The 10687-nt window shown below is 72.7% G+C and carries 10 protein-coding genes and 1 riboswitch; of the genes, 2 read left to right on the forward strand and 8 right to left on the reverse strand.

Features of this window, described 5'->3' with window-relative positions:
• Positions 1-424: 424 nt before the first annotated feature.
• From KHA85_RS12045 to KHA85_RS12080, 8 genes are all read right to left on the reverse strand, one after another.
• A complete protein-coding gene (locus KHA85_RS12045; RefSeq protein WP_213185967.1) occupies positions 425-1096 on the reverse strand; it encodes an Abi family protein in 672 nt (223 codons plus the stop codon).
• A gap of 198 nt (positions 1097-1294) precedes the next feature.
• The gene (locus KHA85_RS12050) at positions 1295-2053 is read right to left on the reverse strand and encodes an IucA/IucC family C-terminal-domain containing protein (protein WP_236885597.1); all 759 of its coding nucleotides are present in this window, start codon (positions 2051-2053) and stop codon (positions 1295-1297) included.
• Positions 2046-2828: an ABC transporter ATP-binding protein gene (locus tag KHA85_RS12055; protein ID WP_213185968.1), complete on the reverse strand. Its 783-nt coding sequence runs from the start codon at positions 2826-2828 to the stop codon at positions 2046-2048. The genes KHA85_RS12050 and KHA85_RS12055 overlap by 8 nt, the downstream gene beginning before the upstream one ends.
• Entirely contained in the window at positions 2825-3979 is a 1155-nt protein-coding gene (locus KHA85_RS12060; protein ID WP_213185969.1) for a FecCD family ABC transporter permease, read from the reverse strand. Before KHA85_RS12060 ends, KHA85_RS12055 begins: the two co-directional genes overlap by 4 nt.
• Position 3980: 1 nt before the next feature.
• The gene (locus KHA85_RS12065) at positions 3981-4979 is read right to left on the reverse strand and encodes an ABC transporter substrate-binding protein (protein WP_213185970.1); all 999 of its coding nucleotides are present in this window, start codon (positions 4977-4979) and stop codon (positions 3981-3983) included.
• A gap of 130 nt (positions 4980-5109) precedes the next feature.
• Positions 5110-5205: riboswitch (adenosylcobalamin-variant (AdoCbl-variant) riboswitch) on the reverse strand.
• 137 nt (positions 5206-5342) lie between these two features.
• On the reverse strand, positions 5343-5750 hold the full coding sequence (locus tag KHA85_RS12070; RefSeq protein ID WP_213185971.1) for a beta-class carbonic anhydrase: 408 nt from the start codon (positions 5748-5750) through the stop codon (positions 5343-5345).
• Entirely contained in the window at positions 5722-6921 is a 1200-nt protein-coding gene (locus KHA85_RS12075) for an oxidoreductase (RefSeq protein ID WP_213185972.1), read from the reverse strand. The genes KHA85_RS12070 and KHA85_RS12075 overlap by 29 nt, the downstream gene beginning before the upstream one ends.
• Positions 6922-7079: 158 nt before the next feature.
• Positions 7080-8801: a phosphoenolpyruvate--protein phosphotransferase gene (locus tag KHA85_RS12080; RefSeq protein WP_213185973.1), complete on the reverse strand. Its 1722-nt coding sequence runs from the start codon at positions 8799-8801 to the stop codon at positions 7080-7082.
• A gap of 135 nt (positions 8802-8936) precedes the next feature.
• Between KHA85_RS12080 and KHA85_RS12085 the strand changes: the two genes are divergently transcribed.
• Positions 8937-9704 carry a DeoR/GlpR family DNA-binding transcription regulator gene (locus KHA85_RS12085; protein ID WP_061915768.1) on the forward strand — a complete coding sequence of 256 codons (768 nt, stop codon included), beginning with the start codon at positions 8937-8939 and terminating at the stop codon, positions 9702-9704.
• Positions 9701-10660, forward strand: coding sequence for a 1-phosphofructokinase family hexose kinase (locus KHA85_RS12090; RefSeq protein WP_213185974.1), 960 nt, complete (start codon positions 9701-9703; stop codon positions 10658-10660). Before KHA85_RS12085 ends, KHA85_RS12090 begins: the two co-directional genes overlap by 4 nt.
• Positions 10661-10687: the final 27 nt, after the last annotated feature.

Here is a 10687-nt window from a genome sequence, read left to right on the forward strand (position 1 = left end):
TCGCCGGGCGGCCCGTAGCCGCACGGTGGGCTGGGCCCTTCCTCGGCGAGTGGTCGCAAATGCTCGGGTCGCGAGAAGGCGACCTGGGGGAACGTGAGCAGATGTGACCCCGCGATGAGGCCGCCCGAGGGACGCAGCGCCGTGCGCTGCACTCACCCGGCTACGTCCGATCGCCTGGCCCGTCAGAATGGCCCGTTCGGGCGGGATGGGCCTCCACTCGCGCGGCGACATCGTCGGGGGCACTCAGCGTCGATGACAAGGAGAGGGAGCCGACGGGCAAGTGGGAGACGGCCTGTGTGAGTGACTATCGAGGAATCGGCCACTACCGTCGGACCTGAGCGCGGCACCGTGGGTGTCGGGCGAGTCGCAAGGCCAGGTGCACCCGGGGCAGACCGAAACCCTGGCTTTGCGCACGATCAGTAAGTCAGATTTCCCACCTGAGTAGGCCAGGCACCTGACTACGTTTGTTGATGAACTCTGCCAGCGCGGGGTCGATACATCCCGCGACGCTGAGTAGGTCGCCGTAGCGAGCCTGCACATCTTCCGACCACACCCGGTGGTGGTGGCCGATCCGGTTCCGTAGCTCGCGCAGTCGTTTTACAGGGTCCTGAATGGTCGACTGGTCGCGCGTGGGTGCGTGGGGGAACGCGCCGGCGATATCGGGCCAGAGGAACATATGGCGGCGGGAGACCATCTGGTGCCAGAACCCGAACGGCAGTTCGGAGATAATCTGGCCGGGGTTCAGCGGCTTGCGGTTTCGCCTGACGCGGCCGATGCTCTCGGCGATGTCTTTGTACGGCTGGCGGTGCTTATCTACTCCGTTGCCGTCGCGACCCAGCTCTCGGAAGTCGTCGAATACCCAATGGCCCGAACGTCCAAGCGCAAGATGACGTTCGGCCAAACGCGCATCGAGAGCATTGCGGAACGCCACCTCGAAGTAGGCGAACGATTGCCAGAAGGCGCCGGAGATCGCGACGTTCCACCGGTACAGTTCCATCGCCATGACGTGATCGCCCTGGGCGCGGGCGAGATAGTGCTGCAGCCGCGCCGGGGCGAAGTGGCGCTCATAGAACGCCCAGTTGCTCGCGCTGGTCACACCTGCCTCCGCTGGGTACTATTGGTGTCGAACACCCCGGACCCGTCCCTGTAGTCCTCCTCGGAGGGCCGATCACACGGCCGGGGTTCTGCTTTTAAACCGCTCCGGTTGCTGCTGCCGCGATTCCGTCCAGCCAGCTCGTCAGCGGCCCGTCTCGGGAGGGGACGCTACCCGGGAATTCCGGCCCCGTGGGGCGGGCTACATTCGCCGAAGCAGCTCCGCCCGACGGTCGTCCGGGGCGCGGCGCGGGCAGCTCGCGCACTTGCCGCCGTCGGTGGCCACATAGATGAGGCAACACGAGCTGCGGCGGACGAACCGGCGTGTCCGCTCGGTGCCCTCCACGTCGATGAACCGGGCCGGCAGCAGCGGTGGCCGGCACACGGCGCGAGCAAGCGCGACGCCGCGGGCCTCGTCGCCCGCAGCGCGGCCCGCCTCGAGCGCACGGTTGGCGATGGAGTCAGTGGCGATCGCCCACAAGGCCCGCGGCGCCGCGCCCGAGACCTCCGCGAGGGCGGCGATCACCTCGGCGTGGGCCTCCACCAGCGCATCGGCGAAGGCCGCGGCCGACGGCAACAGGCGGTCCGATCGCACCGACTGGAGATAGCCGTTCGGCTGCAGCGAGACGGTGAGCCGCTCCGGGCGGGGATCGGGTGCGCGGCCGCTCGCGAGCAGCATCGCCAGCGGCGCCGCGACCAGCGTCGAGCTGGCCGAATACCACCACAATGTCCCGTTCACCCGCGGATCATCATGGTTCCAGCGCCGACCGGTGCCCTCCACCCGCCGGGCCAGCCACCGCGGGTCCGTCAGCACCTCCCCGGGCAGGACCGGGGAGGCGTGCTCGATGGTGCGGGCGAAGTCCCCGAGGAGGCCCGAGGCGCCCGCGTACGCGGCTGCCACGGTCCCCGGGACGCGGAGCTCGTCGTCGTCGCCGTCGTCACCCACCGACTTGTCATTCACCGGCGAGACCCGCCACGTCGAGGGTGCGGCGACCGTCCGGCCCCGCCCGTACCTGGCCGCGCACGCCGAACACCTCCCGCAGCACCGCGGCGTCCAGGACCTCCTCCGGCGCGCCCGTCGCGACCAGCCGCCCGCGGTGCAGGACCGCGACGGAATCGCAGTACTCGGTTGCCATCCGCAGGTCGTGGAGCGTGAGCAGCACCGCCAGGCCGCCGGCCGCGAGCTCGCGCAACAGCGCCAGGACCGACAGTTGCTGGTGGAGGTCGAGGTGGTTGGTCGGCTCGTCCAGCAGGAGGACGTCGGGCTGCTGGGCGAGGGTGCGCGCGATCGACACCCGCTGCCGCTCCCCGCCGGACAGGGCGAGCACGTCCCGGTCGGCGAGCTCGGTCAGCCCGACCTGCGCGAGGACGGTCTCGACGACCGCGGAGTCGTCGGCGCCGAGCGGCTCGAACGGCCCGCGGGTGACCGTCCGGCCCAGGCGCACCGACTCGCGGACCGTGATGCCGCCGAGCGAGACCGGCTCCTGCGTGCTGGCCCCCACCGCGCGGGCGAGCGCGGGGCGGCGCAGCGAGGTGATGTCCGCGCCGTCGATGGTGACGTGACCCGCCGTGGTGGGCAGCGCCCGGTAACACGCACGCAGCAGGGTGGTCTTGCCACTGCCGTTCGGCCCGACCAGGGCCGTGACCAGGCCGGGAGTGACGGTGAGGTCGACGCCGTCGAGGATCTGCCGGCCGCCCAGGCGGGCGGAGACGTCGTGGGCGTGGAGGGTGGTCATATCGACGCCCTCCCGTAGCGGCGCCACAGCATCACCAGGAACACGGGCCCGCCCACGACGCCTGTGATGACGCCGACCGGCAGCTCTGTGCCCTCGCGCACCGAGCGGGCCGCGATGTCGGCCAGGACCAGGGCGAGGGCGCCGAGCAGCGCCGCGGTGGGCAGCAGGCGCGCGGACGTCCGGCCCGTGAGGAAACCCGTGAGGTGCGGGATGAGCAGGCCGATGAACCCGATGGTCCCCGACACCGCCACGGCGCCCGCGGTGAGCAGCGAGACGAGCAGCAGCATGAGGATCCGGAACCGCGGCACGTTGACGCCCATGGCGGTGGCGCCGTCGTCGCCGGTGAGGAGCAGGTCCAGGTGGCGGCTGCACAGCATCACCACCGTGCCGGCGACGGCGAGGATCGCGATCGGCGCCCAGACCATCGTCCACCCGGCGTCGCCGAATCCGCCGGCGAGCCACCGCATTACCGTGCCGAGTTGGTGGTCGTCACCCAGTACCAGCAGCGTGAAGGTGTTGAGCGCGCCGAAGACCATCGTCATGGCCGCCCCCACCAACACGATCGCGGTGGTGTCGTGGGCGCGGCGGGCCACCAACACCACCCCGGCCAGCGGGAGCAGCGCGCTGACGAACGCGGCCATGGGCAGGGTGAAGACGCCCCACACCCCGGCGCCCACGCCGAGGACGGTGAGGGCGACGACGCCGAAGCCCGCCCCGGAGGAGACCCCGAGCAGGTACGGGTCGGCGAGCGGGTTGCGGGTCACCGCCTGCGCCACACCACCCGCGACGGCCAGGGACGCGCCCACGGCCGCCGCCATGAGCGCGCGGGGCAACCGCGACTCGAGGACGATCGCCTCCCGGGCGTCGGTCCACCACGGCTCGAACAACCCCGGGGCGAGGCGGTGCGCCACGATCGCCCACACGTCCCCGAACGGGATGGACACCGAGCCCAGCGAGACGCCGGCCGCGATTGCGACCACGAGCGCGGCCAGCAGCGGCAGGCTGATCAGCGCGAGGGGCGTGCGGGCGGAGGGTGGTGCGTCGGAGGTGTCCGGGGTGTGGGAGGAGGAGACGACGGCGAGGTCGGCCCCTGCCCGGGCCGGCGCGCGGCGGCCCGCGCGGCGATCGGGTTTCGCGGCTACCGACGTCATGTCACTGCCCGAACGAGTGCGGGTGCAGCTCGCGGGCGATGGTCTCCACCGAGGTCGCCATCCGCGAGCTCTCGAAGAAGTCCGCCAGCGGCACCACCACGATCCGGTCCTCCCGGATGGCCGGGGTGGTGGCCATGACGGGCTGCGCGCGCAGGTAGGCGATCTTGTCCTCCGCGCTGGTCGGGCCGTAGTCCAGCACGACGATCGCCTCCGGCTGACGCTCGCCGAGGACCTCCCAGGTGGTCCTGGGGTACGGCTTGTCACCCTCGGAGAAGATGTTGTCCGCGCCCGCGTACTCGCCGATGAGCTGGCCGATGCCCACACCGCCGATCGTCATGGGTTCGGCCTCGCCGCTGTCGTAGAAAAAGGTGGGGATGCCGGTCACGCCCGCCGCGTCGAGCGTGGAGCGGACGTCTTCGACCCGCCCACGGATCCGATCCGTGAGGTCACGTGCCCCCTGCTCGACGCCGAGGACACGACCGAGCTGGGAGAAGTCCGTCTCGAGCATCGACAGGTCGGGGAAGCCCTCGCCGCAGTACTCCGAGAACAGGAACGTGTTGATACCGGCGGACTCGAGGGCGTCGCGGCTGCGGCCCTCCTTCTCGTCGAACGCGCTGCGCATGCCCGCGACCACCAGGTCGGGCTCGAGGTCGACGATCTGCTCCCAGGTGGGGTACTCCTCGGCCAGCGACGGGATGGCGTGGAACTGGTCGGCGACCTCCGGCAGCACGTCGTTCTGATCGCCGTAACCCATCCCGACGATCCGGTCGCCTGCACCCAGCTGGATGAGGGTCTCGGTGACGTGGTCGTTCATCGAGACGATGCGCTGCGGCGGTCCGGTGTAGGTGGCCTCGCGCTCGCAGTTGGCGATGGTGACCGGGTTGGCGAAGGGCTCGGCCGCGCCACCGCTCTCGAGCGCCTCGCCGCGGGAGCAGCCGGCGAGCGCCAGGCCGCTCACGAGCAGCGCGGCCAGCGCGGTTCTGGGGTGGTGACGGAACATGATCAGACCTCGGATCGTGTCGTGTGGTCGACGACCACGGCAGACCCGCAGGACGGCTGGCGTCGAGGACGCCACGTCACCTGACAGGACTCCGGATCGCAGACCTCGGCGATGACTGGTGGAGTCAGGCCTCCGGGCAGGCGATCGGGCTCGCCGCCACTTGTGGTAGCGGCACACCGTTGCGGGTCAGCGCCGGATTCTCACCGGTCTTTCCCTGCGTCCGGAAGTCGGTAGTTCATGTCGAGCATAGGCACACCGCGCCGCGCGGAGGTAGTCGTCTCCCACCCAGCCACCTGCGTCGGCGGCCAGCGCCGCCTCAACGGTGGGATGACGCCGGAGTCGTCGACGGCCGTGCCGGGCGGGCTACTCTTCGCGCTGGACCTCACGCAGTTCGCCGGTGGACACGTCGTAGACGAAACCGCGCACCGCCGTGCTGTGCAGCAGGAAGGGGTCGGATTCCACGCGGGCGATCGACTGGCGGACGTCGACCTCCGGCTCCGGGAACGACTCGGGCGCCCAGCGCGGCCGCAGGCCGGTGTCGGACTGGATCTGATCCTTGAAGTCGTCGTCCCGGAAGGTGAGCATCCCGCAGTCCGTGTGGTGGATGAGGACGATCTCCTCGGTCCCGAGCAGTCGCTGGCTGATGGTGAGCGATCGCAGGACATCGTCGGTGACGACCCCGCCCGCGTTGCGGCGCCGGCCGGGCCCGCCGGGGTTCGGCTCGCAATGGCGGGAATCGTTGTCAGGCCGGGGCGCGGAGCGGTGCCTCATGCGCCTCGCGGTCGAACTCCGGAAGTGGCTCGGCCGCCCGCAGGACCCGGGCGATCGCCGGATCAGCCAGGTGCATCCGGCCGATGGAGATGAGATCGAACTCGCCGCGCTCCATGCGCTCCACGACCGAATCGATGTTGTCCGCCGCCACGGCCGCCTTGCCCGACTTCTGCTCGCGCAGGGACGTCCCGATCCCCACGCCGCCCACGGCGCCCGCCGGCTTACCCGTGAGCCTGCGGGCCCAGCCGGCGAGGGTGACCTCGCCGTCGTCACCCTCCAGGTCGGGGAACGCCGGATCGCTGAAGCGCCTGGTCGACGCGTCGAACAGGTCGACGCCCGCCTCGGCGAGTGCGCCGAGGTAGACGCCGAGTTCGTCGGGGTCGGTGGTCTTGAGGACCGTGTAGTCCTGCTGCGTGTGCTGCGAGAAGCGGTAGAACAGCGGCGCCTCCGCGCCGATGGCCTCACGGACCGCCGCCACGACTGCTGCGGGGAAGCGGCTCCGCGCCGCCAGGTCGCCGCCCCACTCGTCGGTGCGGCGGTTGGTATCGGCCCAGACGAACGCATCCAGCAGGTAGCCGTGGCCGCCGTGCAGGGTGACCCCGTCGAACCCGGCCTCGAGGGCATACCGTGCCGACCGGGCGAAGGCGCCGATCACGTCGGCGATGTCCGACTCGGTCATCGGCTCCACCGCCGGCGACCAGCGCTCGATGCTCCGATCCGAGTACGTGGTGACGCCCGGCGTACCCCACAGGCCCGACAGACGCATGGGGTGCATCGCCATGAGGCGGTCGCGGCTCCCGCGATCGAAGCGGGCGTTGGCGCCCCACAGCGGACCGACGTGCCACAGCTGCGCCATGATCCGGCCGCCCGCGGCGTGCACGGCGTCCGTCACCACGCGCCACGCCGCCACGGACTCCGGACCGTCGAGGCGCGGGATCGCGGAGTGGTCGACCGACGTGGGGTGGTCCACGCCGATGCCCTCGGTGACGACCAGCCCGGTACCGCCTGCGGCGCGGGCCGCGTAGTAGTCCCGGTTGATCTCGTCGGGCAATCCGCCCGGGCAGCCCATCCGCGTCATCGGCGACATGACCAGGCGGTTGGCCAGGTGCAGTGAGCGGACGTCGAGCGACCGGAACAGGGTTTCACGACCGGGGGCGACCAGCGGATTCATGATGTGAGACCTCGTGATTCTCGGTGTGGCGACGAAGGCGGAGTCCTGATCTGGACACTCTTGTCGTTGACAGGCGTCAAGTGTAGACCAGCCAATGGTGTTCGCGGAGGTCCTCGAAGTGGCGCTCCGCTGACGCCGCCCGCGTACCCGGCGCCCCCTCAGCCGCGGGCGGCGCGGACCGCGTCCCGGGCGTCGCGGGCCGTGTCGCTGTCGAGCGCGATCCGGGCGAACTCGCGGCACTGCTGGAGCGTGACCCCGGCCAGCGCGGCGCCGACGTGGGGGAGGGCGGCGGTGGCCACCGACAGCGAGGTGACGCCGAGCCCCAGCAGGACGCAGGCGAGGTCCGGGTCGGCCGCCGCTTCGCCGCACACGCCCACCGGGATCGACCGGCCGTCGGGGGAACGGCCGGCGGCGTCGGCGACCGTGCGGATGAGTCGCAGCACCGCGGGCTGCCAGGGATCGGTGAGGGCGGCCAGGTCGGGGGACATCCGGTCGGCTGCCATGACGTACTGGGTGAGGTCGTTGGTGCCGACGGACAGGAAGTCCACGTGCGGCAGGAAGCGGTCCACCGCCACGGCGACGGACGGCACCTCGACCATGATCCCGGGCGTGAGGCCCCGGCCGCGGCAGCGGTCGGCGAAGTCGCGGGCCTCGTGGACGGTGGCCACCATCGGCGCCATCACCCACGGTGAGGACTGCGCTCCGCCGACCTGCCGGCCGGCCGCCGCGAGGGCGTCGAGCTGGCGGTCCAGTAGCCCGCGGTCGAGCAGGTCCACGCGGATCCCGCGCACGCCGAGGGCGGGGTTGTCCTCCTCGGTCATCCCGGCGAACGCGAGCGGCTTGTCCGAGCCGGCGTCGAGGGTCCGGGTGACGACGCGCGCGTCGGAGAAGGCGCCGAGCACTCGGGCGTAGAGCGCGACCTGCTCGTCGTGGGTCGGCTCGTCGGCCCGGTCGAGGAACGCCAGCTCGGTGCGGAACAGGCCGATCCCCGCGGCCGGGCCGGCGGCGGCCGCCTCCGCGCCGTCGCCGTCCTGGACGTTGGCGAGCAGGGAGACCGCGTGGCCGTCGGCGAGGGCGGCGGGTCCGGTCCAGCTCGCCGCCGCGGCGCGGCTGCGCCGGTCCGCCTCGGCCGCCGCAGCGGCCGGGCCCTCCTCGGGCTCGACCGTGACGGTGCCCGCGGCGGCGTCGACGAGCACGCGGGTGCCGTCGGCGACGGCGGACAGGCCTCCCGCGGCGACCATGCAGGGGATGCCCAGCTGCCGGGCGATGATCGCGGTGTGTGAGGTGGGGCCGCCCTGCTCGCACACGATCGCCAGCACGAGGGCCGGGTCGAGGCCGGCGGTGTCGGCGGGGGCCAGGTCGTCGGCCAGGAGGATGCCGGGTTCGTCGAACTCGGGGATCCCCGGTTCGGGCAGGCCGCGCAGTTCGGCGACCACCCGGGCGCAGAGATCGCGCAGGTCGGTGATGCGCTCGGCCTGCCGGCCGCCGATCTTGGCGAACTTCGCGGCGAAGCTCTCGGTGGCGGCGACCGCCGCGGCCTCGACCGGCGCGCCCTTCTTCAGCTGTTTGGTGACCTCCTTGGCCCAGCCGCGGTCGCGGGCGAGGACGGCGTTGGCGGTGAGCACCTCGGCGCTGACGCCGGTCGCCAGGGCGGCCCGCTGGTCGAGGCGGTCGGCGACGGTGGCGGCCGCGGCAGCGAAGCGCTCGCGACCGCGCTCGACGGCCTCCTGGTCCACCGCGCCCGGCGTGTCCGGGGCGGCGGCCGGGGCGGGCCCGTCAAGGGCGTCGGGCCGGACCACCCATCGGGCGGGCCCGTGGGCGAGTCCGGCGACCACGCCGGTGCCGCGGATGACCGCCCCGGCCTTCGACTGCTGCGTCATTGGGAGCTCCTAGCGGACCGGGCACCCGCGCCCGGCCGATCGAGTGGTTCTGTGACGAGAATAACTAAGACCGCTTGACTTTCCAACCGTTTCGGGCAGAATCCAACACACTCGGTCACAGGCGAAAGGCTCACCATGTACGGCAGCGAGCGACGACGGCGCATCACGGAGACCCTCGCCGCGTCCGGGCGGGTCACCGTGGCCGAACTCGCCGCCGACCTCGACGTGAGCGCCGAGACCATCCGCCGCGACCTGTCGGTCCTGGAATCAGAGGGCCACCTCGAGCGCACGCACGGCGGCGCGGTGTGCGCGGTCCCGGGTGGTCGTGTGGAGCGGACCCTCGCCGCGCGCCGGTCGGAGAACGTCGAGGCCAAGACCGCGATCGGCCGGGCCGCACTGCGCCTGCTGCCCGCCGCCGGCGGGACCGTGCTGGTCGACGCCGGCTCCACCACCGCGGCCCTCGCCGAGGCGCTGCCCGCCGACCACGGGCTGACGGTCATGACCAACTCGGTCCCCGTCGCCGACGGCCTGCACCGCGCGGCGACCGACGACCTGCACGTGCTCGGCGGGACGGTCCGCGGCCTCACCGGCGGGTGCGTGGGCGCGTCGGTGCTCCGGGCGCTGGAGGCGATCCGCGTGGACGTGGCGTTCGTCGGCGCCAACGGCCTCCACCCCGACCGCGGCCTCACCACCCAGGACCCGGACGAGGCGGCGGTGAAGAACGCCATGTGCGGCGCCGCGCGGCGGGTGGCGGTGCTCGCCGACTCGAGCAAGTTCGGCCACGAGTTCCTCGTCTCGTTCGCCCGCCTCGACCAGATCGATGTGCTGGTCACCGACTCGCCCCCGCCCGGCCCGCTCGCCGCCGCGCTGGACACCCACGGAATCGAGGTCGTGCTGCCATGATCGTCACGCTCACCATGAACCCGTCGGTGGACCGCACCGCGCAGCTGCCCGCGCCGCTCGCCGTGGGTGGGGTCAACCGCATCGCGACCGTCGACGACTCCCCCGGCGGCAAGGGCGTCAACGTCGCGCGCGTGGTGGCGGCCGGCGGGGTGGAGGCGCGCGCGGTGTTCCCCGCGCCGCCCGAGGACCCGTTCGTGACGATGTGCGCCGGGACCGGCGTCGCGACGTCCGTGGTGCCGGCGACCGGGGCCGTGCGGGTCAACCTCACGCTCGCCGACCCCGACGGGACCACCACCAAGATCAACTCCCCGGGTCCCGAACTCGACGCCGCCACCCTGGACCGGGCCCGGTCCACGATCGCCGACCTCGCCCGGGACGCGCAGTGGGTGGTGCTGTGCGGATCCCTGCCGCGCGGCGTGGAGCACGACTTCTACGCCGACCTGGTCACCGCCCTGCGTCCGGCGGGGGCGCGCCTCGCCGTCGACACCTCCGACGCGCCCCTGGCCGCCCTCGCCGCGCGCCTCCCGGACGCCGCGCCGGACCTGGTCAAACCCAACGGTGAGGAGCTCGGCCAGCTCGCCGGCGTCGACGGCGCGGAGCTGGAACGACGCGCCGCCGACGGCGACACCGAACCCGTGGTCGCCGCCGCACGCGCCCTGCGCGACCGGGGCGTCGGCGCGGTCCTGGTCACCCTGGGCGGTGCCGGAGCGGTCCTGGTCGACGACGACGAGACGTGGTTCGCGAACGCCCCCGCCGTGGAGGTCAGGTCCACGGTCGGGGCCGGCGACTCCGCGCTCGCTGGCTATCTGCTCGCCGGGGCCCGCGGTCTCCCGCCGCAGGACCGGCTCGCGTGGGCGGTCGGTCACGGCAGCGTGGCCGCCTCCCTGCCCGGCACCGGACTGCCGCTGGGTCTCGACCCCGCCACCTTCCGCGCCACGCTCAGGCGCCTCGACTGAGGTCCCCCGTCCCCGCCTCACCCCTTC

This window comes from Dietzia massiliensis (assembly GCF_018390595.1).
GTDB lineage: Bacteria > Actinomycetota > Actinomycetes > Mycobacteriales > Mycobacteriaceae > Dietzia > Dietzia massiliensis.